The organism is Streptomyces sp. NPDC033229 (assembly GCF_055576875.1).
In genome coordinates, this window is sequence record NZ_JBVIQR010000011.1 from 43,190 (window position 1) to 69,801 (window position 26,612).

Annotated in this window: 27 protein-coding genes; 12 read left to right on the top strand and 15 right to left on the bottom strand. The window is 70.0% G+C overall.

Translation table 11 applies throughout. The annotated features are described in order from the left end of the window. Positions 1-44: 44 nt before the first annotated feature. From ACZ53N_RS12555 to ACZ53N_RS12575, 5 genes are all read left to right on the top strand, one after another. The gene (locus tag ACZ53N_RS12555; RefSeq protein ID WP_469140845.1) at positions 45-953 is read left to right on the top strand and encodes a dihydrodipicolinate synthase family protein; all 909 of its coding nucleotides are present in this window, start codon (positions 45-47) and stop codon (positions 951-953) included. Positions 954-1,011: 58 nt separating this feature from the next. Continuing rightward, positions 1,012-2,016, top strand: coding sequence for a proline racemase family protein (locus ACZ53N_RS12560; RefSeq protein ID WP_469140846.1), 1,005 nt, complete (start codon positions 1,012-1,014; stop codon positions 2,014-2,016). Continuing rightward, positions 2,013-3,383 (top strand): aldehyde dehydrogenase family protein, encoded by a 1,371-nt coding sequence (locus tag ACZ53N_RS12565; protein ID WP_469140847.1) that lies wholly within the window; start codon positions 2,013-2,015, stop codon positions 3,381-3,383. Before ACZ53N_RS12560 ends, ACZ53N_RS12565 begins: the two co-directional genes overlap by 4 nt. 51 nt (positions 3,384-3,434) lie before the next feature. Further along, positions 3,435-4,154 (top strand): GntR family transcriptional regulator, encoded by a 720-nt coding sequence (locus ACZ53N_RS12570; protein WP_469140848.1) that lies wholly within the window; start codon positions 3,435-3,437, stop codon positions 4,152-4,154. A 156-nt stretch (positions 4,155-4,310) separates the two neighbouring features. Then, positions 4,311-5,108, top strand: coding sequence for a matrixin family metalloprotease (locus ACZ53N_RS12575; RefSeq protein ID WP_469140849.1), 798 nt, complete (start codon positions 4,311-4,313; stop codon positions 5,106-5,108). Between the two features lie 105 nt (positions 5,109-5,213). Here the strand turns inward: ACZ53N_RS12575 and ACZ53N_RS12580 are convergent, their stop codons facing one another. Together ACZ53N_RS12580 and ACZ53N_RS12585 are read right to left on the bottom strand one after the other, a co-directional pair. Beyond that, the gene (locus ACZ53N_RS12580; protein ID WP_469140850.1) at positions 5,214-5,711 is read right to left on the bottom strand and encodes a peptidylprolyl isomerase; all 498 of its coding nucleotides are present in this window, start codon (positions 5,709-5,711) and stop codon (positions 5,214-5,216) included. Between the two features lie 249 nt (positions 5,712-5,960). Next, positions 5,961-6,182, bottom strand: coding sequence for a hypothetical protein (locus ACZ53N_RS12585; protein ID WP_469140851.1), 222 nt, complete (start codon positions 6,180-6,182; stop codon positions 5,961-5,963). Positions 6,183-6,655: 473 nt separating this feature from the next. On the opposite strand from ACZ53N_RS12585, the gene ACZ53N_RS12590 reads away from it, so the two are divergent. Further along, positions 6,656-7,273 (top strand): flavodoxin family protein, encoded by a 618-nt coding sequence (locus ACZ53N_RS12590; RefSeq protein ID WP_469140852.1) that lies wholly within the window; start codon positions 6,656-6,658, stop codon positions 7,271-7,273. 257 nt (positions 7,274-7,530) lie between these two features. Here ACZ53N_RS12590 and ACZ53N_RS12595 read toward each other — a convergent pair whose 3' ends face one another. After that, complete coding sequence (locus ACZ53N_RS12595; RefSeq protein WP_469140853.1) at positions 7,531-8,109, bottom strand: GNAT family N-acetyltransferase; 579 nt, start codon at positions 8,107-8,109, stop codon at positions 7,531-7,533. 261 nt (positions 8,110-8,370) lie between these two features. Between ACZ53N_RS12595 and ACZ53N_RS12600 the strand changes: the two genes are divergently transcribed. The 3 genes from ACZ53N_RS12600 (at position 8,371) to ACZ53N_RS12610 (ending at position 10,050) form a co-directional block, all read left to right on the top strand. Then, complete coding sequence (locus ACZ53N_RS12600; RefSeq protein ID WP_469140854.1) at positions 8,371-8,940, top strand: hypothetical protein; 570 nt, start codon at positions 8,371-8,373, stop codon at positions 8,938-8,940. A gap of 223 nt (positions 8,941-9,163) precedes the next feature. Next, on the top strand, positions 9,164-9,319 hold the full coding sequence (locus ACZ53N_RS12605; protein WP_469140855.1) for a DUF6131 family protein: 156 nt from the start codon (positions 9,164-9,166) through the stop codon (positions 9,317-9,319). Between the two features lie 332 nt (positions 9,320-9,651). Next, positions 9,652-10,050, top strand: a complete 399-nt coding sequence (locus ACZ53N_RS12610) for an STAS domain-containing protein (protein WP_469140856.1) — start codon at positions 9,652-9,654, stop codon at positions 10,048-10,050. A gap of 93 nt (positions 10,051-10,143) precedes the next feature. Here the strand turns inward: ACZ53N_RS12610 and ACZ53N_RS12615 are convergent, their stop codons facing one another. Continuing rightward, the gene (locus tag ACZ53N_RS12615) at positions 10,144-10,317 is read right to left on the bottom strand and encodes a CsbD family protein (RefSeq protein WP_469140963.1); all 174 of its coding nucleotides are present in this window, start codon (positions 10,315-10,317) and stop codon (positions 10,144-10,146) included. Between the two features lie 582 nt (positions 10,318-10,899). Between ACZ53N_RS12615 and ACZ53N_RS12620 the strand changes: the two genes are divergently transcribed. Further along, on the top strand, positions 10,900-12,054 hold the full coding sequence (locus ACZ53N_RS12620; RefSeq protein WP_469140857.1) for a vanadium-dependent haloperoxidase: 1,155 nt from the start codon (positions 10,900-10,902) through the stop codon (positions 12,052-12,054). A gap of 452 nt (positions 12,055-12,506) precedes the next feature. On the opposite strand, the gene ACZ53N_RS12625 is transcribed toward ACZ53N_RS12620, so the two are convergent. From ACZ53N_RS12625 to ACZ53N_RS12650, 6 genes are all read right to left on the bottom strand, one after another. Continuing rightward, positions 12,507-14,228 (bottom strand): acyl-CoA dehydrogenase family protein, encoded by a 1,722-nt coding sequence (locus tag ACZ53N_RS12625; protein ID WP_469140858.1) that lies wholly within the window; start codon positions 14,226-14,228, stop codon positions 12,507-12,509. 58 nt (positions 14,229-14,286) lie between these two features. Continuing rightward, positions 14,287-14,844: a PadR family transcriptional regulator gene (locus ACZ53N_RS12630; RefSeq protein ID WP_469140859.1), complete on the bottom strand. Its 558-nt coding sequence runs from the start codon at positions 14,842-14,844 to the stop codon at positions 14,287-14,289. 107 nt (positions 14,845-14,951) lie between these two features. Continuing rightward, complete coding sequence (locus tag ACZ53N_RS12635) at positions 14,952-15,866, bottom strand: LysR family transcriptional regulator (RefSeq protein ID WP_469140860.1); 915 nt, start codon at positions 15,864-15,866, stop codon at positions 14,952-14,954. Further along, the gene (locus tag ACZ53N_RS12640; RefSeq protein WP_469140861.1) at positions 15,863-17,044 is read right to left on the bottom strand and encodes a glycine C-acetyltransferase; all 1,182 of its coding nucleotides are present in this window, start codon (positions 17,042-17,044) and stop codon (positions 15,863-15,865) included. Before ACZ53N_RS12640 ends, ACZ53N_RS12635 begins: the two co-directional genes overlap by 4 nt. 85 nt (positions 17,045-17,129) lie before the next feature. Further along, the gene (tdh, locus tag ACZ53N_RS12645) at positions 17,130-18,158 is read right to left on the bottom strand and encodes an L-threonine 3-dehydrogenase (protein WP_469140862.1); all 1,029 of its coding nucleotides are present in this window, start codon (positions 18,156-18,158) and stop codon (positions 17,130-17,132) included. 110 nt (positions 18,159-18,268) lie between these two features. Continuing rightward, positions 18,269-19,864: an MFS transporter gene (locus ACZ53N_RS12650; protein WP_469140863.1), complete on the bottom strand. Its 1,596-nt coding sequence runs from the start codon at positions 19,862-19,864 to the stop codon at positions 18,269-18,271. A gap of 174 nt (positions 19,865-20,038) precedes the next feature. On the opposite strand from ACZ53N_RS12650, the gene ACZ53N_RS12655 reads away from it, so the two are divergent. Continuing rightward, complete coding sequence (locus ACZ53N_RS12655) at positions 20,039-20,560, top strand: MarR family winged helix-turn-helix transcriptional regulator (RefSeq protein WP_469140864.1); 522 nt, start codon at positions 20,039-20,041, stop codon at positions 20,558-20,560. Between the two features lie 22 nt (positions 20,561-20,582). Here the strand turns inward: ACZ53N_RS12655 and ACZ53N_RS12660 are convergent, their stop codons facing one another. The 4 genes from ACZ53N_RS12660 to ACZ53N_RS12675 all read right to left on the bottom strand — a co-directional run bounded on the left by ACZ53N_RS12660 (position 20,583) and on the right by ACZ53N_RS12675 (position 25,463). Then, on the bottom strand, positions 20,583-21,251 hold the full coding sequence (locus ACZ53N_RS12660) for a dioxygenase family protein (RefSeq protein ID WP_469140865.1): 669 nt from the start codon (positions 21,249-21,251) through the stop codon (positions 20,583-20,585). 36 nt (positions 21,252-21,287) lie between these two features. Then, positions 21,288-22,241 (bottom strand): helix-turn-helix transcriptional regulator, encoded by a 954-nt coding sequence (locus tag ACZ53N_RS12665; protein WP_469140866.1) that lies wholly within the window; start codon positions 22,239-22,241, stop codon positions 21,288-21,290. A 9-nt stretch (positions 22,242-22,250) separates the two neighbouring features. Next, positions 22,251-23,303 carry a chitinase gene (locus tag ACZ53N_RS12670; protein ID WP_469140867.1) on the bottom strand — a complete coding sequence of 351 codons (1,053 nt, stop codon included), beginning with the start codon at positions 23,301-23,303 and terminating at the stop codon, positions 22,251-22,253. Positions 23,304-23,459: 156 nt separating this feature from the next. Further along, entirely contained in the window at positions 23,460-25,463 is a 2,004-nt protein-coding gene (locus tag ACZ53N_RS12675) for a S9 family peptidase (protein WP_469140868.1), read from the bottom strand. 117 nt (positions 25,464-25,580) lie between these two features. Between ACZ53N_RS12675 and ACZ53N_RS12680 the strand changes: the two genes are divergently transcribed. After that, positions 25,581-25,802, top strand: a complete 222-nt coding sequence (locus ACZ53N_RS12680; protein WP_469140869.1) for a response regulator transcription factor — start codon at positions 25,581-25,583, stop codon at positions 25,800-25,802. Positions 25,803-25,859: 57 nt separating this feature from the next. Here ACZ53N_RS12680 and ACZ53N_RS12685 read toward each other — a convergent pair whose 3' ends face one another. Further along, positions 25,860-26,348, bottom strand: coding sequence for a hypothetical protein (locus ACZ53N_RS12685; RefSeq protein WP_469140870.1), 489 nt, complete (start codon positions 26,346-26,348; stop codon positions 25,860-25,862). Positions 26,349-26,612: the final 264 nt, after the last annotated feature.

Sequence of the window (26,612 nt, forward strand, 5' to 3'; positions counted from 1 at the left end):
GCCTCCGCGTCAATGAAATGTCACCCATCGGAAGGGTTACCGGCATGACCGCCACCTCCTGGAACACCGACCGCCCCTGGCGGGGCATCATGGTCGCCACCGCGCTCCCGCTGCGCGAGGATCTCTCCGTCGATTACGACGCCTACGCCGCGCACGTCCGGTGGCTCCTGGACAACGGCTGCGACGGCGTCGTCCCCAACGGTTCCCTCGGGGAGTACCAGACCCTCACCGACGAGGAGCGGGCCCGTGTGGTCCGCACCGCGGTCGAGGCGGCGGGCGACGGCGCGCGGGTGATGCCCGGTGTGGCCGCCTACGGCAGCGCCGAGGCGCGCCGCTGGGCCGACCAGGCCGCCGAGGCGGGCTGCGGATCCGTCCTGCTGCTGCCGCCGAACGCCTACCGCGCCGACGAGCACGCCGTACGCGCGCACTACGCCGAGGTCGCGGCGGCAGGGGTACCGGTCGTGGCGTACAACAACCCCATCGACACCAAGACCGACTTGACCCCCGCCCTCCTGGCCCGGCTGCACCGGGAAGGCAGCATCGTGGCGGTCAAGGAGTTCAGCGGCGACGTGCGGCGTGCCTACGAGATAGCCGAGCTCGCCCCGGAACTCGACCTGCTCATCGGCGCGGACGACGTTCTGCACGAGCTCGCCACCGCCGGAGCCGTCGGCTGGATCGCCGGCTACCCCAACGCCTTCCCCACCACCTGCGCCGAGCTCTACCACGCCGCCGTCGCCGGAGACCTGGAGACGGCACTGCCGCTCTACAGGTCGCTGCACCCGCTCCTGCGCTGGGACTCCAAGACCGAGTTCGTGCAGTCCATCAAGCTCTCGATGGACATCGTCGGCCGCCACGGCGGCCCCACCCGGCCACCGCGCTTCCCGCTCGCCGGGGAGATCGAGGCCCAGGTCCGCGCCGCCACCGAGAAGGCCGTCGCCGACGGCCATCGCTGACGACCGACCGCCGCCGACCGCCGCCGACCGCCGAAAGTCCCCTGCCGAAAGGACGCTCGTGCGTACCCGTCATGTCTTCCATGCCGTCGACTCGCACACCGAGGGCATGCCCACCCGCGTCATCACCGGCGGCGTCGGGGTGATACCCGGCACCACCATGGCCGAGCGCCGGACCCACTTCATCGAGCACCTGGACCACCTCCGTACCCTCCTGATGTACGAACCCCGCGGTCACGCCGCGATGAGCGGCGCGATCCTCCAGCCGGCCACGCGGCCCGATGCCGACTACGGGGTGCTGTTCATCGAGGTGTCGGGGCTGCTGCCGATGTGCGGACACGGCACCCTCGGGGTCGCCACCGTGCTCGTCGAGACCGGGATGGTGCCGGTCACCGAGCCCGTCACCACCGTGCGGCTGGACGCGCCGGCCGGGCTGATCACGGTCGAGGTGCGGGTCGAGGACGGCGCGGCGAAGTCCGCCACGCTCACCAACGTGCCCGCCTTCTGCGTCGGTCTCGACCGGAAGGTGACCGTACCCGGGTACGGGACGGTGACGTACGACCTCGCCTTCGGGGGCAACTTCTACGCCTTCGTCGAGCTCGAAGCGCTGGGGCTGCCCTTCGACCGGGACCGCAAGGACGACCTCCTCGCCGCCGGACTCGCCGTCATGGACGCCGTCAACGCCTCCTCGGACCGGCCCGTCCACCCCGAGCGCCCCGAGATCAACGGCCTCAAGCACGTCTACCTCGCCGCGCCCGGTTCGGACGCCCACCGCTCGCGGCACGCCATGGCCATTCACCCGGGCTGGTTCGACCGCTCCCCCTGCGGCACCGGAACGTCCGCCCGGATGGCCCAGCTGCACGCCCGCGGCGCTCTCCCGCTCGACCGTGACTTCGTCAACGAGTCCTTCATCGGTACGGAGTTCACCGGCCGCCTGGTGGCGGAGACGGAGGTCGGCGGGGTGCCCGCGGTGGTACCGACCATCACCGGCCGCGCCTGGATCACCGGCACCGCCCAGTACTTCCTCGACCCGGACGACCCCTTCCCCGGAGGCTTCCTCCTATGACCACCACCCCCTTCGTGTCCCGCAACCCGGCCGACCCCTCCGACGTCGTCATCGAGTTCACCGCGCCCGGCGCCGCCGCCGTCACCGAGGCCGCGGGCCGGGCGCGCGCCGCCCAGCCCGGCTGGCTGCACGGCGGCGCCGCCGCACGCTCCAGCGCCCTCTCGGCGATCGCCGGTGCGGTCGAGGCAGCCGCCGAGGAGCTGGCCGCGCTCGCCGTGCGGGAGGTGGGCAAGCCGATCGCCGAGGCACGGGCCGAGGTGGCCCGCACCGCCGCGATCTGGCGGTACTACGCCCAGGCGCCCTACGAGCCGACCGGCGCCGTCCACGAGACGGCCGCCGGCCCCGGGCTCCTGCTGACCCGCCGCCGACCGCACGGCGTCGCGGGCCTGATCACCCCCTGGAACTTCCCCTTCGCCATTCCGAGCTGGAAGGCCGCGCCCGCCCTGGCGGCCGGCAACACGGTCGTCCTCAAGCCCGCTCCCGAGGCCACGGCCTGTGCCCGGCGCCTCGCCGAGATCGCCCAACGGGCCTTGCCGAGCGGTGTGCTCACCGTCGTGGCCGGCGGGCCGACCGAGGGCGGCGCCCTGCTCTCCGCCGCCGACGTCGTCTCCTTCACCGGATCGACGGCCGTCGGCAGGGAGGTCGTCCGGGCGGCCACCGCCCGGGGCGTCCCGGTCCAGGCCGAGATGGGCGGGCTCAACGCCGCGATCGTGCTGCCCGACGCCGATATCGAACGGGCCGCCGCCCACATCGCCGCGGCCATCGCCGGATACGCGGGGCAGAAGTGCACCGCCACCAGCCGGGTGATCGCCGTCGGCGCGGCCCTGGAGCCCCTGCGCGAGGCCCTGGCCGAGGCGGTGCGCGCGCTCCCCGTCGGCGACCCGGCCGATCCGGCCACGGTGTGCGGGCCGCTCATCTCCGCGTGGGCGCGCGACCGGGTCGGTGCGGTGCACGGCGACGTCGCCGTCCTCGCCGCCGGCGCCACCCCCGACAGGCACGGCTGGTACGCCGCCCCGACGCTGGTCGAGAAGGTGCCGCAGGGCCACCGGCTGCTCGGCGAGGAGGTCTTCGGCCCGATCGCGGCCCTGCTGCCGGCGGACGGCCTGGCGGACGCCGTACGGATCAGCAACTCCGTCCCGTACGGCCTGGTCACCTCCGTCCATACCGCCGACCTCGGCACGGCTCTGCACGGTCTCGACCGGCTCGACACGGGCATGGTCCGCGTCAACGCCCCGTCCACCGGCGTCGACTTCCACCTGCCCTTCGGCGGGGCCAAGACGTCAAGCCATGGCCCGCGCGAACAGGGCCACGCGGCAATGGAGTTCTACACGTCGAGCCGGACTTTTACCCTGGCACCTCAATCGTAATGTGACATTGTACGCTGGTGGTCCAGTCCATCGGGGCACGAAAGGGACACCATGGGGCACCTCAAGCAGCGCAACCTCATCACCGCCACGGAGCGGCTGCGCGACCAGGTCGCCCACGCCCTGAGGGCCGCCTTGATCTCCGGTGAACTCCGCCCCGGCCAGGTCTATTCGGCGCCCGGCCTCGCGGAGGACTTCGGCATCTCCGCGACGCCCGTACGCGAGGCCATGCTCGACCTGGCCCGTGAAGGCCTGGTCGAGCCGGTCCGCAACAAGGGCTTCCGGGTGACCGAGGTCAACGAGCGCGACCTCGACCAGTACACCGAGATCCGCACGCTGATCGAGGTGCCGATGACGGGCCGGATCACCCGCACCGCGTCCCGCGAGGATCTGGAGGCCCTCCGCCCGGTCGCCGAGGAGATCGTGCGCGCCGCGCGCGACCACGACCTCATCGGCTACCTGGAAGCCGACCGTCGGTTCCACCTGTCCCTGTTGGCCCTCTCCGGCAACGAACGTCTCGTGGAAACCGTCAGCGACCTGCGCAAGCGCTCGCGTCTGTACGGGCTGACCGGCTTGGACGAGCGCGGCGAGCTGATCCACTCGGCCGAGGAGCACCTGGAACTCCTCGACCTGATGCTGGCCGGCGACGCCAAGGGGTCCGAGAAGTGCATGGCCCGGCACCTGGGGCATGTGCGCTCGCTGTGGGCGAAGGGCGCAGGTGCCGACCGACCGGTCGAGCCACAGAAGGGACGCGCTGCCGCCGCTCGGCCATGACGCCACCTGGTGGCGTCGCGGGCGTCGTCAGGGCGGCACGAGGTCTCGGCGCACCGAAGTGCGGAGTCACCGAGCAATGTCCACGATGGAAGTAGGCCCGGGCACACGGAGGGGGTCAGGGGGTATCAGGAGCAGGGCCGAAAGCCGGGAGACGAGATGGCTGAGCAACGGTTCACGATCGGGCTCGAGCACGCCACCAGAGGCGCGGAGGACTCCGAGCTCGTCAAGGTCCAGGACTATCTGTCACGTTACGGCTACCTGCGCGACAGCGGGGCGCGGGGCCGGCTCGACGACGCGACGGGCGACGCGCTGGCCACGTTCCAGCGCTTCTTCGGACTCGAGGAGACCGGTGAGGTTGACCGGGCAACCATAGAGGTGATGGAAAAGCCCCGCTGCGGAGTATCCGACACTCGGAGCGTCGAACGGGTGCTGGACGGCGACAGTGCCGAATTCGTACTGAGAGGCTGCAAGTACGAGCAACAGAACCTGACGTACCGGTTCTTCAACGACACACCGGACATCACCGCGGAAGACGAGCGGGGCTCGATCGGGAATGCCTTCGAGACCTGGGCCCGTGCGCTGTTCGACATGGGCTTCGAGGCGACGGCCTCTCCCGACGCGGACTTCGCGGTCGGATGGGCCACTGGATCACATGGCGACGGGTCCGGCTTCGACGGCGTCGGCAATACGCTCGCCCACGCGTTCTTCCCCCCTCCCTGCGGTGGGACCCATGCCGGAGCTCTGCACTTCGACGACGCCGAGAAGTGGAGCATGACGGGCGGCGGTATGACCTTTGACACGGAGACGGTCGCACTGCACGAGATCGGGCACCTTCTGGGACTGGACCATTCCCAGATGGCCACGGCGGTCATGGCACCCACCTACGCCGGAGTCCACCGGACTCTTTCCCAGGACGACATCGACGGAGTCCGCACGCTCTACCCCGCGGCGTGACGCGGCGGCGGCTTCCTCGGCTACGGGCCCCAGGGCGCAAGCCCAGGGGCCGCGGACCGGAGTCACCTCCGGCCCGCGGCCCCCGAATCCTCTGACGAGGTGGTGTTACTCGCCCACGACGCCCGACGCGGAGATGACGACCTTGGCCCGGGGGGTGCCGGACTGGCTGCCCAGGGACTCGATCTTCGTCACCAGCTCCTGGCCCTCGACGACCTCGCCGAACACCACGTGCTTGCCGTCCAGCCACGACGTCACCACCGTGGTGATGAAGAACTGGGAGCCGTTGGTGTTCCTGCCGGCGTTCGCCATGGAGAGCAGGAACGGCTTGTCGTGCTTGAGCTTGAAGTTCTCGTCGGCGAACTTCTCGCCGTAGATGCTCTTGCCGCCGGTGCCGTCGCCGCGGGTGAAGTCACCGCCCTGGAGCATGAAGTCCGGGATGACACGGTGGAAGCCCGAGCCCTCGTAGCCGAAGCCGTGCTGGCCGGTGGCGAGCTCGCGGAAGTTCTGCGCCGTCTTGGGAACGACGTCGTCGTACAGCTTGAAGACGATCCGCCCGGCGGCGTCGCCGTCAATGGTGATGTCGAAGAAAACGTTGGTAGACATAAGGACATCCTGTCATGGCTCCGACCCTGCACGGGGCACCCCATGGGCGGGTCGCCCATGGCCGGGGTGGCGCGTTGCTCCATACGGCCCGCACCCGGCGCCGCCAGGCAGGCCGGGGCGAGCTCGAGGACTGTGGCGTTCCTCCGGAACGGGTGGGGACAGGGCAGGGCAACTGATCAATCATGCCGAACCGCATGCGATCTTGTCATGCCCCCCACCCGGCGGGCAGCGCTCCACAGAGGCGGCCGGCTAGCAGTTCTCGGTGATGACGTCCTGGAGCGTCGACAGGGAGCTCTGGTCGTCCTCCAGCTTCTTCTGGAGCTGTTCCACGATCTTTTTGAGAGCCTGGATCTCCTGCTGGTCCGGATCCGCCTGCGCCTCGAGGGCAGCGATTTTGTCTTCGAGCTCGTTGATTCGTTGACGGGTACGGTCGATTTCCTTCTCGAGGTCCTTCGCGATGCGCTTCATCATCGCGCAACCCGATTCATGCGGTGGGGCCAACTCGATCACTCCCTGTCTGAATCCTCGCGAGCCACGATGCCGGCCGTTCCCTGGTCGGTTCCCGGCTCGATCAGTCTTCGGCACGCCCGGGCACCCCGCATGCCCGGCGGCCGAGCGTTCAGCCATTCGTGGCCCCGGGCGCCACGTGCCGTGCACACGATGGGGTAGTGCGCAACCGGAAACCTGCCTCGTCGCGCTCGCCGTCCCCGGCCGCATGCCGTTCGCCGGGCCCGTACGACGGGCAGCTCACTGCGCCCAGGTCATCCGGCAAACCGCCGCGCCCGCGATCGCGCTCAGCTTCGTTCTGGGGCGAGGAGATGTCACCCGCCGGAATATCTCCCACAGGTGTCGGAGTTGGAGATCAGGAACTCAACTCCCCCCGGGACAGCAGCCGTCGACACGCCCTTTCGACGTCCGGCCCGGGGTCCACGACCGGAGCAGACATGAACACCGATACATCACCTGGCACGGACCGCTCGTTCCTCTTCGTCCTCGGCAGCTCCCGCCCCGACGGCAACACCGAGGTCCTGGCACGGGCCGCCGCCGAACAGTTGCCCGCCGGCAACCCACAACGTTGGGTGGACCTGGCACGCCTGCCGTTGCCCGACTTCCAGGACGGGCGGCACGACACCGGCGCCTGGCCGGCCGACGAGAACGAGGAGATACTGCGGCAGGCCACCCTGGAAGCCACCGACATCGTCATCGCCTCGCCCCTGTACTGGTACACCCTTTCCGCACACACCAAGCGCTACCTCGACTACTGGTCGGGCTGGCTGTCGGCACCCGGCTCGGACTTCAAGGAGCGGATGGCGGGCCGGACCCTCTGGGGGGTGACGGTCATGGCGGACGACGACGAGCGCGTCGCCGACGGGCTGGTGACCACCCTTCATCACACGGCGGCATACATGCGGATGCGATTCGGAGGGTTGCTGTTCGGCAACGGCTCCCGGCCCGGTCAGGTGCGGGACGACGAGCGGGCGATGATCCGCGCCAAGACGTTCTTCCGGGGTGAGACCCCGCTCGCCCGGTTCCCGTACGAGGAGGCGGCCGGGAAGCAGTAGCAGGCACCACCCGCCGAGGCCAGGAGCGGTGGCGGGTATCGGCGATCACTTGCACAACGCGGTGGCGAACAGGGGCCGGTCATCGGCGGGGAGGAAGAGCATTCCTTGCACACCTGCCAGGCGCATCGGACGCCCCGGCCCCGTTCAGCCTTGGCGGGCAGCGGGCCCACGCGAAGCAGGGGCGGCCCCCGGACCCTTGGGCAGCCGGACACCCACGGGTGGGCGACGCGGCGTGCGATGACATGACCGTCGGCGGACTACTGAACGGCCGGCTCCTGCCGGCCCCTCTGCCAGTCGGGCCGGGTGAGTTCGTACTCGACTTCGCCGTGCTCGGAGCCCGCGATCACCTCCGGCCAGTCACCGGTGAAGCTCCGGACGAAAGACAGGCCCGCCTTCTCCATCACATGCCGGGACCGTGTGTTGACTGCCATGGTGTTGGCGGTCACCCGCTCCACTCCGAGGTCCGTGAAGCCCTTGTGGATCAGGGCCCGCGATCCTTCCGTGGCATAGCCGCGGCCCCACGCGGCTTTGTTCAGCCGGTAGCCGAGTTCGACCACGGCCGGGTCGCGCTCGGACAGCGGCCGGAATTCGAACCAGCCCAGGAAGGTCCCGGCGCCCTTCTCCTCGGCAGCCCAGTAGCCTCGGCCGCCGAGGCAGGGGTATGCGTGGAGGAGTCTCGGCAGGGTGTGGGCCTCGATCGCCTCGCGGCTCGTCGGCCGACCGCCGTTGATGAAGCGCATCACGTCGGGGTCACCATCCAGCGCGAGCAGGCGGTCGGTGTCGGTCTCGGTGAACGCACGGAGGACGAGCCGGTCGGTTTCCAGGAAGTTACGCATGCGGGGATCCTCGTCGCCGGGCGGCTCGGACCGCCACCGGATATATCAGGTCGGCGAGAAGATCGATTCCCTCGATGTGGCAGCCACCGGCAGCTGACCCGCTGCATGGGTGACCTTGCCCGTGCCGCAGCGCTCCGGAACCGCGGCGGCTGCATAAGGTCGTTCGGGTCGTACCGCCATGTCGGGGCCGTCCGTGCGCCTCACCGCCGCCCGACCCCGCTCATCACATGAGATTCTCGTCGAGACAAGGATATTCACCTCATGGAATCCCTTCTCCGAAGCCCATCGCGGCTCGTCGCCTCGGGTCTCCGCACGGGAGTGACCGCTACCGCGCTGACGTGCCTGGCCATCACCGGAACGCCCACCACTGCCGTGGCCGCCCCGGCCGATCGCAGGGCGGCCGAGGCGCCCGCATCGGTGTACGACGACTCCTACGCGGACCGCGCTGTAGCCATCTTCAACTTCGTCTGCAGTCCCAAGGACCGCACCAAGACGTGGTACGAGAAGTACTCGGCGATCGAAGACCGCGCTCCCTACACGCTCAAGGACAAGACCAAGACCATCTCCGGCGAGGTGCGGCAGAGCCTCTACGGCACGCGCGAGTTCAATCCCGTCACCCGGCGGAAGATGTGCAAGGACCCTGCGGCCCACGCCAAGGCCGTCAACGCGATCACCGCCAAGCTCAAGGGAACACCCAAGGCGGAGTACTCCGACAACGCGGGCTTGGAGAAGTTCGCCAAGCAGAAGCTCACCGACTTCGAGAAGCTCAACAACGACGAGACGCAAGGGAAGTTCGGCAACAAGCTCTGGATCATGCCTGACCCGAAGTGAGCCCGCCGAGGCGGTGGTGATCGAGCCGACGGGGCGGCGACCGCTTCTCCCCTCGGCGGGTCGCCGCCGCACCCCGCGCCCCTCCGCTCCGTGCTACCGGAAGCCTCCGATCACCTCGATGCTCATCTGAGCAGGCTCATCCGAAAGTATCCGTTGCGATGGAGCCCGACACGGCACATAGTGGAACTGAGCCTGCACTCGACTCGCGAGATCGGAGGACACCGTGATCGTCCTCGGAGTCATCCTGCTCATCATCGGCTTCCTGACCGGCATTTCCATCCTGTGGACCATCGGGATTGTTCTGCTCGTCATCGGGGCAATCCTGTGGATCCTCGGCGCGGTCGGACATGCCGTCGGCGGGCGGCGGCACTATTGGTGAAGGACCACTGTCTGCCGACCGGAGAGCGCTGACGCGCAGCCTTCGGTGGCCTCACGCTCCGCAGCCGCAGCACGATGCGTTTTCGGTCGCCGGTCGAGCCGCGAAGCCTCGCCGCAGCGCACGTAGGTGAGCTCGGCACAGGCTTCGCGCCTCGGTCGGCGACCGAAAACGCACCGGCGCACGCGGCGCGAATCCATCGGGCGCCCCTGCGAGCGGTCAGAAAATTAACCCCGGACCCGTAATATACCTACCTTCGATGAGGTAGTTTTTAGTGGGTCGCGGGGATACTTCGTCATGCGCCGCGACCCGCGTCGGACGAGGAGGCAGGAGCGGTGAACACCAGGCTGGTGGTTCTCCCCGCGAGCCGGGAGCAGGGGGGACAGGCTGTGCTCCGGCTGACGGGTGAGCTCGACCTGGACAGTGAGGCGGTATTGGCCGCGGCCATGACCGAGGTGCTGGAGAGCGGGCACTGTTGGGTCGTTCTGGACTGCTCACATCTCGCGTTCTGCGATTCGCGCGGGATGAACGCCCTCCTCGGCGCGCAGCAGCGCGCCCGGGCAGCCGGCGGCGGGATCGCCCTGGCGGCGATCGGTGGTCACGTACAGCACGTACTCGCTCTGACCGGCGTGGACCAGGCGATCACCACCGCGGCCTCGGTGGACGCCTGCTTCGACCTCATCGCCCCCTCACCGGCCGGCACCACACCGGAGCAGCCGGACGCCACCGCCTGACGGCGTCAAGGGAGAGGCCGGCCCGCTGTCGCATGCGGAGGGGCCCAGCCGCGACGGCTGGGCCCCTCCGGCGCCCCTACGGGGTGCGATGCCTCAGTCCTTGAAGGCATCCTTGGCCTTTTCCTTGGCTCCGCGCAGGTCGCCCTTGGACTTCTCGGCCTGGCCTTCGGCGGCCTTGCTCTCATTGCCGACCGCACGGCCTGCTTCCTTCTTGACCGTGCCCTTGACCTGCTCGCCCTTGGTCTTGGCCTTCTCGCCGGCGCTCATGACGATCACTCCCTTCTCGTCGCTCGCGTTGCTGACACCCTCCGGCTGCCCTCGCGTCGTGTACGCAAACACGTCGTGCGCGCAAACTCCGACGGACAAGGGCACAGATGCGATGTGGCGGCCGGTCGGGGCCCTTGCGCGCGACGGCAACAGCGCGGCTCGGCCGTTAACACGCTCCAGGCCGCCGGGGCGCACCGCATCCGGATCCTGCTGCCGAGCGATTATCCGGCCGATCCCGCCAAGCGTTTTGCGGGCGGCCACGTCGGCCGACGTCACACATGAGGCCCCATTCGGGCGAAATCCGATGAACCTGATCCGTCGAGGTCCGTGGTCGGGGCATGCTCCCCCCGACCGAGCCCCGTTCCGGCTCAGTCCCTGGAAGGGTCCGCCGGGACTCGGCCATGCGTGTCATGCCGGTATACGAGGGAGCGTGCCATGCACCACAACGGTCCGACGTTGTTCTCTTCGCCCCGTGCAGCCGCGAGGATCGTCGTCACAGGTCTGGCTGGGTTCGCACTTGCCGTCGGCCCCGGCCCCGCACCCGCTGAGGGCAGAAGCGTCCCTTCCGCCACGGACCCGAGCGTGGTCTGCGATTGGGCCGCCACCGCGTCCGCCACGATCCAGATCGATGCCGGGCGCCCCATCCCCGAGCCGGCGATCTGGCATTCCTTCGTTTCCACCGCCGTGTACAACGCCGTGGTCGGCATTCAGGGCCGATACGCTCCCTACAAGTGGAAGGCGCGCGGCCCCCGCTCCGCCTCTCCCGCCGCTGCCGCGGCGGCTGCCGCTCACCGCGTGCTTCTGACGTACTTCCCGGCCTCCAAATCCCGCCTGCAGGCCGCCTACTCCGCCTCGCTCGCCAAGATCCCCGACGGGCGGGCCAAGGATCAGGGAGTGGCGTTCGGGAAACGCGCCGCCGACCACATCATCACGACCCGGAAGGGCGACGGCCGCTCCGCGCGCGTCGTCTTCGCCGCCCGCCCCGCCCCCGGGGTGTGGCGACCGACCCCGACCGGCCACGCCCCCTTCAACAGCGCTTGGATGGGCAAGCTGCGACCGATGCTGCTCACGTCTCCGGGCCAGTTCCGCCCCGGCGGGCCGCCGAGGCTCACCTCCGCCCGCTACGCCAAGGACGTCAGTGAGGTGAAGGCGTTCGGGGCGAAGAGCGGGACGAAGCGAAGCCGGAAGCAGACGGATACCGCCCTGTTCTTCTCCGGCGCCCTGAACACGCAGAAGTCGTTGTGCGACTACGCGGCGCGGCACCGCTTCGGCATCGCCGCGACGGCGCGGCTGCTCGCCGCCACGAACACCACCACAGCTGATGCGGTCATCACGGCCTGGGACTCCAAGCTCCACTATCGGTCGTGGCGGCCCGTCACCGCCATCCGTATGGCCGACACCGACGGAAACCCGAAGACCGTGGCCGATCCGGCGTGGGAGCCCCTGCTCTCCACACCGGCGCATCCGGAATATCTGAGCGGACACGCGACGACAGCCGGTGCCCTCATGCGCACGCTGACCGAGATCCTCGGCACCTCCCGAGTCGACCTCTCCCTCACGTCACAAGCCACCGGCTCCACCCGGCACTACACCTACGCGGAGCAGTACAACCGCGACGTGATCAATGCCCGCGTCTGGGGAGGCATCCACTTCCGGACCGCCGACGTCGTCGGCAACGCCACCGGCCAACGCCTCGCGGCCTGGGCGCTCACCCACTACTTCCGACCGCTCCGCTAGGTGTTCGATCACGCTCGTGCCATGGTGGGCGCCATGACACCTTCGGGGATCGACGAGGATCCTCAACGGCTGCCCACACGTGCGGGCAGCACGTCGCTGACGCCACCCAGTGCGCCGCTTCCCCCGGCGGGGCGGCTCGCCAGGAACGGGTGCCGAAGGTGGTCGAGCGCGCCCGACCCGGTGCGTGAGCGAGGTCGTGGTATCCGGGCCCCAGTGCGGCCACGGGGCCGAGCGCCGCGGCGTCCAGAGCCGAGAGCACGCCGTAGTCGTCGAGCGGCATGCCTGTCGGTCAACCAGCGTCCCCTCCTCAGGGGCGGTGACTCGCGGAGAGCTCCGCCCCCTGGGAGCCCCCATGCGGCGTGGCGTCCCTCGTGGACCGCGGGATGTGCGGCTTCCCGCGGTCCACGACGACGACCGGCTCGACCAGGCCGGACGGCCTGGTCGCCGCGGTGCTACGGCTTCATCTCGTACGCGCCGGACAGGGCCTCCACGCGCTCCCAGACGCGTGCCGAGCGGGCGTCGTCGACGATCGGGCGCCGGACCGCGCCGAGGGCCCAGCGCTGCTGTTCCTCGGTGGCGGAGTCCTTGCCGTGCAGCTCGACGGCGTGCGAGGAGAAGTCGCGGACGAGGACGGCGAACAGTTCGTCGAGCACGTCCTCCTCAAGGCCGGTCAGCCGCGCCTGTTCCAGGATGAGCTGGCCGTGGACGACCAGGGCGAACAGCTGGCCGACGGCGAGGAGGAGGTCGAGGTCGCGGCTCTGCTCCTCGTCGGGCGCGGCGGTGGTGACGAACGCGCACAGCGCGTCCGCCTGCTCGCGGAAGCGGCCGACGTTGGGCACCTCGGCGTACGCGTCGTAGGCGGTGCGCCAGTCGTGGAAGCGGATGGCGCCCAGGCCACGGGCCGGTCCCTGCCGGAAGAGGAAGTCGTCGTCGGCAGCGTCCAGGCGGGTCGGCACCGGGGCGTACTCGGCCGGGTTCAGCAGGTGGTTGCCCATGAACTTGAGGATCAGCGCGAGGTTGACGTGGACCGTGCCCTCCAGCTTGGGCAGCCCGCGTATCTCGGTGGCAGCCTGGGCGAAGTAGGTGTCCTTCTCGAAGCCCTTGGCCGCGATGACGTCCCACATCAGGTCGATGACCTTCTCGCCCTCCGTGGTCACCTTCATCTTCGTCATGGGGTTGAAGAGCAGGTAGCGGCGGTCGTCGGGGCCGGCCGAGCGGAAGTAGTCGACGGCGCGGTCGCTGAACAGCTTCATTCCGACGAGGCGGACGTAGGCGTCCGTCAGCTCGCGGCGCACGTGCGGGAAGGCGGTGACGGGGCGGCCGTAGAGGATGCGGTTGTGCGCGTGGGTGACGGCCTCGTACATCGCGTGCTCGCAGATGCCGATCGAGGCGGTGCAGAGGTTGAACTTGCCGACGTTGACGGTGTTGAGGGCGGCGTCGAAGGCGGCACGGCCGGTGTGCAGCACGTCGTCGGGGCCGACCGGGTAGTTCTCGAGGCGGAACTCGCTGACGTACTTCGAGGAGTCGACGACGTTCTTCACGAGGTGGTACGCCTCGTGGCGGCTGTCGGCGGCGAAGAAGACGTAGCCGTCGGGGCCCTCGACGTCGGTGCGGCGGCCGAAGACGGAGACGAGGCCTGCGGCGTTGCCGTTGCCGATGTAGTACTTGGAGCCGCTCGCCCGGAAGCCGCCGTTGCCGTCCGGCTCCAGGAGCATGTCGGTGGAGTAGATGTCCGCGCCGTGGGACTTCTCGGACAGGCCGAAGGCGAACACCTCGCCCTGGGCGAGGAGTTCGGCGGCGCGGGCGCGGGCGGCGGCGTTGTCGCTCTGCCAGACCGGACCGAGACCCAGGATGGTCACCTGCCAGGCGTACCAGTAGTCGAGCCCGTAGAAGCCGAAGATCTCGTTGAGGGCGGCGATGCGGGCGGTGTCCCAGCGCTTGTCCTGCTGCCCGTCGGCGGCGGAGGCCGGGGTGAGGAAGGTCGCGAACAGCCCCTCCTTGGCGGAGAAGGCGAGGAAGTCCGCCAGCCAGGCACGGGAGCGGTAGTCCTCGATCAGCTTGCGCTTGCCGCGCTCCTCGAACCAGTCCACGGTGGCGCGCAGCAGCCTGCGGGTCTCGGGGTCGAAGTGCGCGGGGTCGTAGGTGCGCGGGTTGAACAGAAGCGGGTCAGCCATGGGTGATCGCCTTTCCTGCTGGGCAGTTGACGGATGACGAGTGCGGGTAGGAGAGGGTTCAGTGCTCGGGACGGAGCCGGTGGAGGGTGGCGAGTACGTCGTCGAGCCAGGCGAGCATCATCCGCTCGTAGGCGATGCCGCCGCGCAGCACGGCGTGCTGCAGCTCCTGCCCGGCGTCGGGCGTTCGGGGAGCCTCGGGCCCGGTGAAGTCGCGCAGTTCCCCCGCGAGGTAGTGCGCGAGCCGGTCGGCGTGCTCCCGGTGGTGCCGCTCGACCTCGAGGATCAGCGCGGCCGGGTCGTCGAAGGCCGCGCCGCGGATCTTCACGGCGAGGTCGTGCCGGACGCTCTCGGGTTCGATCGGCTCGTGAAGCCATTGGGAGAGGGCGGTCCGGCCGAGGGCGGCGACGGAGTACTCCTTCTTGTCCGGCCGGCCCTGCTGCGGCACCTCGCGGACGTCGATCCAGCCGTCGCCCTCCATACGCTTGAGGACGCGGTAGATCTGCTGGTGGGTGGCGGTCCAGAAGTAGCCGATGGACCGCTCGAAGCGCCGGGCCAGCTCATAGCCGGAGCCCGGCTTCTCCAGCAGGGAGACGAGGATCGCGTGCTCGAGCGCCATAGCCCGGATCTTCCTATGCAACTCGTTGCATAGACAAGACCGCCTGGATGAGACACGGCTCACCCACCGCCGGCCGGAGCAGCAGCCCGCACCCGCGTCGTGGGGCGTCAGTCGATGGAGAGCCCGGCCGCCGATGCGGCCAGCGCGTCCAGAACCGGCCTGATCAGCGGGTGGTGCTCGGCTCCCCGGCGTACGGCGGCGAACACCCGGCGGGTCGCCGCCGGGCCCGTCACGGGGCGTACCACCGTGTCCTTGAGCTCCATGCCGCGCAGCGCGGAGCGTGGTACGAGCGCAACCCCGGCACCTGCTCCCGCCAGCGCCACGACGGCGCGGAAGTCGTCCGAGGAATGCACGAGACGTGGTTGGAACCCCGCGAGCTCGCAGGCGAGCAGCATCACGTCGTGGCAGGGGTTGCCGGGGTAGGGGCCGATCCAGTCGCTGTCCGCCAGCTCGGCGAGCGCGACGTGCGCGGCCTGCCCGAGGGGGTGCGAGGTGTGCAGAACGGCATCGAACGGCTCCGCGTAGAGCGGTACGCGTGCCAGGCGCCGGTCGTCCTCGCCCGGCGAGCCCCGGTACTCGACGGCCAGCACGACGTCCGCTTCGCCGTCGAGCACCAGCCGCAGGCTCTCCTCGCCCTCGGCGTCCCGTACCCGTATCCGCACGTCGGGGTGGTGGTCGGCGAGCCGGCCGATAGCCGGGGCCAGCACCTCCGCGATGCCCGTCGCGAAGGCGACCACCCGCACCTCGCCGGCCGTTCCGCCCGCGTACGCCGCGAGCTCGGCCTCGGCCCGCTCCAGCTGGACGAGTACGGCGTTGGCATGGGCGAGCAGGATGTCACCGGCCGCGGTCAGCCGTACGCCCCTGCCGCTGCGGGTCAGCAGGGTGTGGCCGGTCTCCTGCTCCAGTGCGGCGAGCTGCTGGGAGACGGCGGACGGGGTCAGATACAGCGCTGCGGCCGCGGCGGTCACCGTCCGGTGGTCCGCCACGGCTCGCAGTATGCGCAGCCTTCGGGGGTCGATCACCCAGCCATTGTCGCGCGGGCGTCGATGAACGCCGCCACGGCCCGCTCCACATCGGCGGTGGAGTGCGCGGCGGAGAGCTGGACACGGATCCGGGCGGCGCCCATGGGGACGACGGGGTAGGAGAAGCCGATCACGTACACACCGCGCTCGAGCAGCAGCTCGGCCATCCGGCCGGCCTCCGCCGCGTCGCCGATCATCACGGGGGCGATGGCGTGGTCGCCGGGCAGGATCTCGAATCCGGCCTCCGTCATCTTCGTACGGAAGAGCTCGGTGTTGGCGTTGAGGCGCTCGCGCAGCTCACCGGCCGACTCCAGCAGGTCGAGGACCTTGATCGACGCGGCGGCGATCACCGGGGCGAGGGAGTTGGAGAAGAGGTACGGGCGCGAGCGCTGGCGCAGCAGCTCGACGATCTCGGCCCGGGCCGAGACGTAGCCGCCGGAGGCGCCGCCGAGCGCCTTGCCGAGGGTGCCGGTGATGATGTCGACGCGGTCCATGACGCCGTGCAGCTCGGGGGTGCCGCGGCCGCCGGGGCCGACGAAGCCGACGGCGTGCGAGTCGTCGACCATGACCATGGCGTCGTAGCGGTCGGCCAGGTCGCAGATCTCGGCGAGCGGGGCGATGTACCCGTCCATCGAGAAGACGCCGTCGGTGACGATGAGCCGGCGGCGGGCGTCCTGGGTGTCCTTGAGCTGCTGCTCCAGGTCCGCGAGGTCCCGGTTGGCGTAGCGGTGCCGACGGGCCTTGGACAGGCGGATGCCGTCGATGATCGAGGCGTGGTTGAGGGCGTCGGAGATGACCGCGTCCTCGGGGCCGAGGAGGGTCTCGAAGACGCCGCCGTTGGCGTCGAAGCAGGAGGAGTAGAGGATCGTGTCCTCCTGGCCCAGGAAGGCGGAGAGCCGCTGCTCCAGCTCCTTGTGGATCTCCTGGGTGCCGCAGATGAAGCGCACGGAGGCCATGCCGTAGCCCCAGCGGTCGAGCGCGTCCTTGGCGGCGGCGACGACGTCGGGGTGATCGGCGAGGCCGAGGTAGTTGTTGGCGCAGAAGTTGAGCACGTCGCCGGACGCGACGGCGACGGAGGCGCTCTGCGGGGTGCCGATGACGCGCTCGGGCTTGTAGAGACCGGCGGTGCGGATCTCGTCGAGGGTGGCGCGGAGGTCGTCGCGGACGGATGCGTACATGCGGGGGATTCTCCTGGCGGTGGTTCTGCGGGCCGGGCACGGCCCGGTTCGGGAGGGCGGAGCGGGGCGGGGCCCCGTCGGTGGCTCAGATCGTCCAGTCCAGGATGATCTTGCCGCTGCGGGCGGTGGCGGCCTCGTCGAAGGCCTCGTCGAAGTCCTGGTAGCCGTACTTGCCGGTGATCACGGGGCTGAGGTCGAGCCCGCCCTCCAGCAGGACAGTCATCGCGTACCACGTCTCGTACATCTCACGGCCGTAGATGCCCTTGATGGTGATCATCGAGGTGACGATCTTCGACCAGTCGACCGCGAACTCCTCGGCGGGCAGGCCGAGCATGGCGATCCGGCCGCCGTGCGTCATGTTCGCGACCATGTCCCGCATGGCCTCGGGGCGGCCCGACATCTCCAGGCCGATGTCGAAGCCCTCCTTGAGGCCCAACTGCCGCTGCGCGTCGGCGATGTCCGACTCGGCGACGTTGAGCGCCAGGGTCGCGCCGGCCTTGCGGGCGATGGCCAGGCGGGACTCGCTGACATCGGTGATCACGACATTGCGCGCACCGGCGTGCCGGGCGACGGCCGCGGCCATGATGCCGATCGGGCCCGCGCCGGTGATCAGTACGTCCTCGCCGACGAGCGGGAAGGAGAGCGCGGTGTGCACGGCGTTGCCGAACGGGTCGAAGATCGCGGCCACGTCCAGGTCCACCTTGGTGCGGTGCACCCAGACATTGGACGCGGGCAGGGCCACGTACTCGGCGAAGGCGCCGTTGCGGCCGACGCCGAGTCCGACGGTGGAGCGGCACAGGTGACGACGGCCCGCCAGACAGTTGCGGCATTTCCCGCACACCAGGTGGCCCTCGCCGCTCACCAGGTCGCCGACCGCGATGTCCCCCGCGCCCGCGCCGACGGCCGCGACCTCCCCCACGAACTCGTGACCGAGCACGAGCGGTGTGGCGACGGCCTGCTGCGCCCAGCCGTCCCAGGACCGGATGTGCAGGTCCGTGCCGCAGATGCCGGTGCGGAGCACCTTGATCAGCACGTCGCCCGGGCCCACCTCCGGCTCCGGCACGTCCATCAGCCACAGCCCGGGCTCGGCGTACTGCTTGACAAGTGCCTTCATGGCTGTGGCTCCAGGCGAGGTGAAAGAGCTGACGACGAACGCGTACCAATCTGACGGGCCGGAAGGGTGCCGTCCATCGAGGATTTCTTAATCGGGCCAACAGCGGAGCTTCACGCGTGCGGCGTCGGTTCCCGAGGTGAGGGCTCGCGTTCACCGGCGGCGGTGGTCGCGCTCCGCGGGGCGATGAAGAGGGTGGCCACGAGGGCCAGCGCCAGCAGACCCGCGCAGACGTAGGCGGAGACCGCCAGCCCGGCGGTCATCGCCTGGCGTGCGGCATCCGCGGCCGTCGCGGTCTCCGGATCGGCCGAGAGCGCGGGGATCACCGATCCGGCGCTCTCCGTCACGACCGCGGCGAGCCGTTCGGCGTCATGGCCCGGGAGACCGGTGCCGGTGAGGCGGTCGCGCAGGGCGGAGGCGAGCGTGCTGAAGAACAGGGTGGTGAGTACGGCGATGCCGAGCGCGGATCCCAGTTCGCGGGCCGTGCTCTGTACGCCCGATCCCTGTCCGGCGCTCGGGGCGGGTACGTCCGCGAGGACGACGTTGGTGACCTGCGCGGTGGCGAACCCGACGCCGGCGCCGTAGACGAACAACGCGAGCGCGATCAGCCACCAGGCGCTGTCGGTGGCGGCGATCAGCCCCAGCAGCACCAGGCCCGCGACCTCCAGGAGCAGCCCGGTCCGCACGTGGACCAGGGGCGGAGCGGGCACCGAGAAGCTCGCACCGCTGGCGCAGAAACTGCCCGCGGCGAGGGCGACGAGCGCGAGCCCCGCCTGGAACACGCTGTAGTCCAGCGCGAACTGCAACCACAGCGGCAGTACAGCGATGATGCCGAACTCTCCGATGCCGATGATCAGCGTCACAACGTTGCCGTTGCGGAATGAGGGGATCGAGAACAGCCGGACGTCCATCAAGGGCTCACCGCCCTTGCGGCCGAGCGCTGTCTGCCGGCGCCAGAAGGCACCCAGGACCAGAGCCGACACGAGGAAGGCGACGAGGACGGGAGAGGGGCCGCCGCTCCACGACAGACCGCCGACGGTCAGCGGCTCGGTGGTCGCCAGCCAGCCGTAGGTGCGCCCTTCGATCAGCGCGAACGCGAGAAGGCCGAGCCCGATCGTCGACAGGGCGCCGCCGAGACCGTCGATACGCCCCCGGGTGCGGGGCGAGGCGGGCAGGTGGAACAGCACGCCCGCGGTGATCAGCGCCACGAGCGGGATGTTGACGCCGAAGGCCCAGCGCCAGGAGAAGTCCGCGAGCCGGCCGCCCAGCAGCGGGCCGACGGCCGCCGCGGCGCCGATCGTCGACCCCCAGACCGCGAAGGCCTGCCCTCGGGCCTTGCCGGTGAACGACGCGTTCACCAGGGCCAGTGACGTCGGCAGGATCATGGCGCCGCCGATGCCCTGCAGAAGCCGGGCCAGGATCAGCAGACCGGCGTTGGGCGCGAGGGCGGCCACCACACTGGTCGCGCCGAACACGCCGATGCCGATGAGGAAGATCCTGCGGGCGCCGTGCAGGTCGGAGAGGCGTCCGGTGAGCAGGAGCAGCGCGGCGAAGACGATCGCGTAGGACTCCTGGATCCACTGGGCCTCGACCGCGCCGATCGAGAGGTCCTCGATGATCGGGGCGAGGATCACGTTGACGATGGTGAGGTCCACGACGATGAGGGCCACCCCCAGAGATACGGCGATGAGGCCTAACCACCGGCTCATGAGAGGGGATTGTGCTGTGCCGTCCACGATGACTCCGCCCTCGATGCCTTTGCGACAAAGGTAGATAGCTTTGCGGCAAAGCTATTTCGGGCAGGGTAGGTTGTCAACCGAGCGGTGGATCACATCACCCGCGCGTGTAAGTCGCCCGCGCGGAGCGGAAAGGGGAGCACGCGCATGGAGAATCCGGAGTCCGGCGACCTCGAGGCGCGGCGCGACCGCCTCATGGAGGGGCTGCGAGCGTTCGGCGCCAACTACACCGAGTTCACCCAGCGCTTCGCGACCTGGCTGGGGCTGCACTCCACCGACGCCGCGGCACTGGCCGAGATCCTGTACGCCGAGGACAAGGGCTCCCCCCTGTCTCCCGCCCGGCTGGGCGAGCGCGTTTCCCTGTCGTCCGGCGCGACGACCATCCTGCTGAACCGCCTCGAGAAGGCAGGGCACATCGTCCGCACCCGCGAGCACACCGACCGCAGGGTCGTGACCCTGCGCAGCAGCCCCGACATCAGACCGCGGGCAGTGGAGTTCTTCGGCCCCTACGCCGAGCGCATGGCCGCGGAGATGGCGCGGTACACCCCCGAGCAGCTCCAGGGGTTCGAGGACTTCATCGGCCACCTCCGCGGGACCATGGACGCGCTGCTGACGAACGAATACCGGGAGTGCCGCCCGGGCAGCCGGCCTTCCTCGGAGACCGCCTGACGCGTCGGCACCCCCGGTCGGCCTACCGGCCGGGTCCGCCGGCGTCGACGACGAAGTCGAAGGTCGCCTGCTTCGCCGGTCCGGCCTGCCGGACGTTCATCAACAGGGCGGCGTTGAAGAGCGGGTCGGTGTGGTTGCGGGGCTCGCCGGGGAAGTACAGCTGCGTGGTGAGCACGGGCCGCCCGGGTGCCTGCACCTTGACGTGGAGATGACGGGTACGGCCCGGGTAGAGCCCCGGAACGATCGTCGTCAGCGTGAACGCACCGCGTGCGTCGGTGTATTGGTGACCCCTCAGTCTGAATCCCCGGTTGTCGTACGCGCCCGCGTCGTCCGCCTGCCAGAAGTCCAGCAGGGCGTGCGCGACCGGCTTGCAGGTCAGCCCGAAGACATAGCCGCCGACCGTGAGCCGGGTGCCCCGCGTCCCGGGTTCCAGCAGGGAGAGGCGCTCGGGTGAGCGTGGCATGAAGTAGGGCCCTTCGGTCTGCGGCGGAGTGGGATCGTCCCCGTCGTCGCAGAACGGCGTCGGTGCCAAGGGCGCGTCCGAAGGCCGGTGGTCACGGGCGAGGGCCACGCCGCCACCGAGCAGCGCGGGCAGGGATACGGCGACGAGGGTCGCCTTGAGCAGGGTCTTACGACTGACCGGCCGTCCCTCGGCCTCCGTGTCGCGGGTGGGGATGTGCTCGTCCGCCATGGTCTGCCTCCAGGGGTGAGTGCCTCACTCACGACGCTAGGGCGGCCGGCCGTGCGGATCGATGGACTCCGTTCGGTGAACGTGGTGATTCCCGCCCGCCCTGCGGCGGAACTCCCCGGGGCTCACCCCGGTCTCGCGTCGGAAGAAACGGCAGAAGTACGCGGGGTCGGCGAATCCCACCCGCCGGGCGACCTGGCCGACACCGAGGTCGGAGCCGGTCAGCAGCCGCTTCGCCTCAAGTGTCCTGGCCGCGCGGGCCAGCTCGCCGGGGGTCCGGCCCGTGGCCCGTTTGACGGCCTCGTTCAGATAGCCGACCGAGACCCCGAGCCGCGCGGCGTACGCTCCGACCGACCACTCGGCGGCTCCGGCGGGCTCGGCGAGCAGCAGCCCGAACTCCCGGGAGACCCCCGCGGACCGGCCCGTGACCGAATCCGGCCGCGGGGGTCTGCCGGCCCCGGGCAGGCGCAGCGCGTGGACGAGCAGGATGTGCAGATACGCCTGGAGCACGGAGGCGCAGCCGTCGGCCCGGTCGGTGAACTCCCGCTCCATCGCACGGATCAAGGCACCGAGCCCCGCGGCGTCACTGCCGTCCGGTCCGGGAGGCAGCTGCAGCCATGACCGCTCGCTGAGGGCGCGCAGGAGCTGCCGGTCGTCGGGGCGTGCCAGCAGGAAGTCGTCGGTGAACAGCATCAGCACACCCCGCAGGCCGGAGACCCGGTCCCAGTAGTGCACCTGTCCGGGCAGCAGAACACACAGGTGCGGAGGGTGCAGCGGTCGGCGGACGAGGTCGATGACATGGCCGCCCGATCCTCCCGTCACATAGACGATCTCGTAGAAGGAGTGCCGGTGCGGATAGCCCGCGCGGGAATCGGGGCCGAAGACGTCGAAGGAGCCGATGGTGCAGGGCGGCGCCTGCGGTGGGGAGAGCGCCAGCCGGTGCAGGGGTACGGGGTCTGCGGGTGGCGTCCCGTCGTGTGTGCGTGTGCTCACGGCCCGGTCTCAGCGGCCTTGCAGGGTCTTGACGTTGTTGCCGAACGTCCACCCTTTCGCGCCGTCCCAGTTGAGTGACCAGGTCATCAGCCCCTTGAGTTGGTTGCGGTAGCCGTTCCAGGCCTGCGCCACGAGCTGCGGCGCCATGTGGCCGCCTCCGGCGCCGGGCTGCGCCGGCAGCCCCGGGACTTGTTTGTCGTAGGGGACCTTGATCGTGGTGCCCTGGACGACCAGCCCCTTGTTCAGGCAGTCCGTCTGCGCGGTGAACCCCTTGACCGTCCCGGCGGAGTAGGAGTCCCCGGAGCAGCCGTACATGTTGCCGTTGTAGTACTGCATGTTCAGCCACCACAGCCGGCCGTTGTCCGCGTACTTCTTCACCACCGGCAGATAGGCGCCCCAGATCGAGCCGTAGGTCACGCTGCCCCCGGTGACGTAGGCGGTTTCGGGTGCCATCGTGAGCCCGAAGTCCGAGGGCATCCGGGCGAGCACACCGTCGATGATGCGAACGAGGTTGGCCTGCGAGGCCGACAGTCTGTTGATGTCGCCGCTGCCGGTGAGGCCCGTCTCGATGTCGATGTCGATGCCGTCGAAGTTGTACGTCTTCAGGATCGGCACCACCGTCTCGACGAACCGGTCGGCGACGGCGGGGGAGCTGAGGTCGATACCGGCCGTCGCACCGCCGATGGACATCAGGATCGTGGCACCGTCCGCCTTGGCCCGGCACATCTCGACGGGGGTCGCGACCTTCACCGTCGCGTCCATCCCGTTCTCCCACAGGGCGGTGCCGTCCGGGCGGATCACCGGGAACGCCGCATTGATCACGTTGTAACCGTGTGCGGCGATGCGGGGGTCCGTGATCGGTGTCCAGCCGAAGGGCGGGTGGACACCATTCGCCGCGCCGTCCCAGTTCTCCCAGTATCCCTGGAGCACCTTGCCCGTGGGCTTCGGCTTGACCGGGCAGGTGTCATCGGCCGAAGCGCTCGCCCTGGAAGCGAGCGGTGCCTGGACGACGAGGGCCAGCGCCAGACCGAGGCCCAGCAGAGGTGATGTCCGACCGGCCATTGCCGCTCTCCCTTCCACCCGGAGAGGCAGCCGATGGCGGGACGAGCGGTGCGCGCCCGGATTTCTTCGAACGTAGGACGACCCTGACGTGCCGTCAATAGGTCTGTACCAACTCGGGGAAGCGTTCGGGGTCGACGCCTCCGGCGCCCCGTGAGGTCACGACAGTTCCACCGGTGGCACACCGGGCGGATCGAAGCCGAGGGTCCTGCCGTAAAAGGCCAGTTCCGTCTCCAGGGCCCGGGCGATCGTTTCGGCCTTGCGGAAACCGTGCGACTCCCCGGCGAAGGCCAGATGGAGATGGCCGACGCCCCGGGACTCCAGCTCTCTGACCAGCGCCTCCGCCTGGGCGGGCGGCACGACGGGGTCGTCCGTGCCGTGCAGCAGCAGCACCGGGCAGGTGCCGTCGGCGACATGACCCAGCGGCGACCGCTCCCGGTAGCGTTCGGCACAGGCGGGCAGCGGGCCGATGAGGCCGTCGAGGTAGCGGGACTCGAAGTCGTGCAGCTGGGCGACGAGAAGCCGGGGGTCCGCGACACCGAAATAGGAGGTGGCGGCCCGGAACACCGGCCCGTGGGCCGCGATGCCCGTGGTGACGGCGGCGAGTGCCGTCCAGCCGCCGGCCGACGGGCCGCGTACGGCGAGGCGCCTGCTGTCGGCCTCCCCGCGTGCGGCGAGTTGGCGGGCCGCCATGACGACATCCGCGACGTCCACCACTCCCCACCGTCCCTTGAGCCGTTCGCGGTAGGCACGGCCGTAGCCGCTCGAACCGCTGTGGTCCACGGCGATGACACCGATGCCGCGGCTGGTGAAGTAGGCCTTGGCGAGGTCCACCACCCCGGACTCGTTGCCGGTCGGACCGCCGTGGACCCACACCACATACGGCGGCAGCTCGCCCTCGGGCGCGCGGGCCGTGGGGTGCGACGGGGGATAGACGGACGCGTGCACCACCTGGCCGGACGCGTCACGGAACTCGGCCGGCCGGGGGGCGGGCAGATACGCCGGGTCGGGGAGGACCTCGAGTTCGCGGCGCAGCTCCTCCACCACACCAGTGGTGGTGTCGACCCGTACGACGCAGGGCGGTGTCGCCGGGCCTCCGGCCAGCCCGACGACGAAGGCACGGTCGGTGGACAGCGCCGGGGAGAACACGGGGTATCCGCAGTCCAGGTCGGTCAGGGCGCCGGTCTTCGGGTCCAGCAGGGCGAGCCGCTGATCACCCCGGCCGTGGGCGACGGCGAGGCGCCCGTCGGCGAGGGGAGCGAAGGGGCGGCCGCCCAGGTCCCAGAGCGGGTGACCGTACTCCTCCTCCGCCGGGTGCAGGGCGCGGGGCCGCGCGGGCGCCGCGAGGTCCACCTCGTAGAGGTTCCACCACCCCGAGCGGTCGGAGACCGCGTAGAGCGTGTTCGTGTCGCGCCAGCACGGTGCGAGCACCGACTCCCGGACGGGGCCGGCGCCCATGACCGGTCGGCCTGTGGTCGGTGCCGCCCGGTCGGCCGGGCCGATCCGTAACTCGGTGGCGTCCCAGGGCATGTCGGGGTGGTTCCAGCAGATCCACGCCAGGTGGCGGCCGTCCGGCGAGGGGGTGGGGTAGGCGAAGAAGTCCGCGCCCACGGCCAACTCGCGCAGGGCGTCCGGCCCCCCGGCGGCTGACCCGTCGAGCGGCACCGCCACGATGGAGCGGGTGATCCGCCCCGTGACGCCGTGCCGTTCCCGCACGCACCACACCTCCCGGCCGTCGGGAGAGAGCGCGAAGTCCGCGTAGCGCAGCGCGGCGGGCTCGGCCGGTTCGGGCGTGAGCGGCACCGGTGGCATCCCGTGCGGTGCGGTGAGGTAGAGCCGCTGGTCGGGGAAGTGGGCGAACACGATCTGCCGACTGCCGTCCCGTGCTGACCGCACGGGCAGGTAGGACAGCCCGCCGTACTCGTGGACGCGGCTGCGGGCGTCCCAAGGCGCCGGGAGCAGATTCCGGTTACCGCCGCCGGGGGTGTGCTCGACGACCGTCGTCCGGCCGCCCTCCGTCGGCAGGGACTCCTGCCACCACACACGGCCGTCGGCCGCCAGGGGGAAGTCCAGGCGCAGCCGCGCCCGGGCCACGGTTCCGGCGGTGATGGGAGAGGGCCAGGAACCGTACGGAAGGGGGGCGGGGGTCGGGAACTCGGCCACGGCTTCTCCTGTGGGGAGGCACATGGAATAATCCACGCTGTTGACAGCAGGTCATGTGCACCGCGCTCGCCGGGGATCGCCCCGGTTCGCCAAGATCCTCTTTTGAGGGAGAGTCCCGTGCACCTGAGCCCCAAACAGGAACAGATCCTCTCTTTGATCGTGTCGGGCTGTTGCAACAAGGAAATAGCCCGGAAACTGGATATGTCCACGCGCACCGTCGAATCACATCTTCAGCGTCTCTACGACAGGCACAATGTGCACAACCGGGCCGCTCTGGTGGCCAAATGGCTCATGGAGGGCGGGATTCCGAGCAGCGTGCCGGATGCCCGCGAAGGCTGAGCCGACACGCTGCCATGAGCGGCGGGAAAGACGATCGGTGCGTCCGCCGCGATCCCGTCAGCAGAGGACCATCACGGTGGCCCGGACGAACTTGTCGTGCTTGAAGCCCTCGACGAGCGGGGTGAACGCCTCGGCCGTGGACTTGGGGGCGGGCGCGGGGGCGCCGACGTGGATCTCGCGCTTGCTCTCGAGAGTGGCCTTGACCTGTTCACCGGGACAGTGCACGCCGCGGTTGGCGACGAGCACCTCGGTGATCTGGCTGACCATGTCGTGCATGTCGTTCTCGGCCCAGCTCGAGACGGTGCCCTCGGTGTCCTCCAGGTTGAAACGCTCGAAGATACGGGCCTCCGTGTGGCTGTCGCCCTGGACGAGGAGCATGTACACCCGCCGGCCCACGAGCTCGTCGGGCAGGCCGGCCAGATTCTCGATCACCGTCTCCGGTGAGCCCATGAAGATGTGCGACTGGCAGTCCCATGCCGCCGTCTTGCATGCCTGAGCCGTCGCGGCGGTGATGTGCTGGGACGTGCGTGTGGATTGGGTGGTCATTGCGGCGGTACCTCCGTGGTCCGGATGTTTCCGGATGTGTTTCCGGGTGGACGTTGCAGGTCGATGTTCCGGATGGCGTTTCCGGATGGCGTTTTCCGGATGGGCCGCTTGAGGGACGTCACGCTAGTCCCCTGGAGGGAGACAGGCGATGCCCGGCATTTCCCTGTCGGTGACCTACCGGTCCGTGAAACGCACCGAGCCGCTCCCACCGCCTACACCAGCTCGCGTACGCCCCTTCGCGTACATCCCTCGGGGCGAATTCCG

Bases quoted from the DNA above. Each gene is read 5' to 3' on its own strand.
- ACZ53N_RS12555 (WP_469140845.1), top strand. From the start codon at position 45: ATGACCGCCACCTCCTGGAACACCGACCGCCCCTGGCGGGGCATCATG.
- ACZ53N_RS12565 (WP_469140847.1), top strand. From the start codon at position 2,013: ATGACCACCACCCCCTTCGTGTCCCGCAACCCGGCCGACCCCTCCGAC.
- ACZ53N_RS12570 (WP_469140848.1), top strand. From the start codon at position 3,435: ATGGGGCACCTCAAGCAGCGCAACCTCATCACCGCCACGGAGCGGCTG.
- ACZ53N_RS12575 (WP_469140849.1), top strand. From the start codon at position 4,311: ATGGCTGAGCAACGGTTCACGATCGGGCTCGAGCACGCCACCAGAGGC.
- ACZ53N_RS12580 (WP_469140850.1), bottom strand. From the start codon at position 5,711: ATGTCTACCAACGTTTTCTTCGACATCACCATTGACGGCGACGCCGCC.
- ACZ53N_RS12585 (WP_469140851.1), bottom strand. From the start codon at position 6,182: ATGATGAAGCGCATCGCGAAGGACCTCGAGAAGGAAATCGACCGTACC.
- ACZ53N_RS12590 (WP_469140852.1), top strand. From the start codon at position 6,656: ATGAACACCGATACATCACCTGGCACGGACCGCTCGTTCCTCTTCGTC.
- ACZ53N_RS12595 (WP_469140853.1), bottom strand. From the start codon at position 8,109: ATGCGTAACTTCCTGGAAACCGACCGGCTCGTCCTCCGTGCGTTCACC.
- ACZ53N_RS12600 (WP_469140854.1), top strand. From the start codon at position 8,371: ATGGAATCCCTTCTCCGAAGCCCATCGCGGCTCGTCGCCTCGGGTCTC.
- ACZ53N_RS12615 (WP_469140963.1), bottom strand. From the start codon at position 10,317: ATGAGCGCCGGCGAGAAGGCCAAGACCAAGGGCGAGCAGGTCAAGGGC.
- ACZ53N_RS12625 (WP_469140858.1), bottom strand. From the start codon at position 14,228: ATGGCTGACCCGCTTCTGTTCAACCCGCGCACCTACGACCCCGCGCAC.
- ACZ53N_RS12630 (WP_469140859.1), bottom strand. From the start codon at position 14,844: ATGGCGCTCGAGCACGCGATCCTCGTCTCCCTGCTGGAGAAGCCGGGC.
- ACZ53N_RS12640 (WP_469140861.1), bottom strand. From the start codon at position 17,044: ATGTACGCATCCGTCCGCGACGACCTCCGCGCCACCCTCGACGAGATC.
- tdh (WP_469140862.1), bottom strand. From the start codon at position 18,158: ATGAAGGCACTTGTCAAGCAGTACGCCGAGCCCGGGCTGTGGCTGATG.
- ACZ53N_RS12650 (WP_469140863.1), bottom strand. From the start codon at position 19,864: ATGAGCCGGTGGTTAGGCCTCATCGCCGTATCTCTGGGGGTGGCCCTC.
- ACZ53N_RS12655 (WP_469140864.1), top strand. From the start codon at position 20,039: ATGGAGAATCCGGAGTCCGGCGACCTCGAGGCGCGGCGCGACCGCCTC.
- ACZ53N_RS12660 (WP_469140865.1), bottom strand. From the start codon at position 21,251: ATGGCGGACGAGCACATCCCCACCCGCGACACGGAGGCCGAGGGACGG.
- ACZ53N_RS12670 (WP_469140867.1), bottom strand. From the start codon at position 23,303: ATGGCCGGTCGGACATCACCTCTGCTGGGCCTCGGTCTGGCGCTGGCC.
- ACZ53N_RS12685 (WP_469140870.1), bottom strand. From the start codon at position 26,348: ATGACCACCCAATCCACACGCACGTCCCAGCACATCACCGCCGCGACG.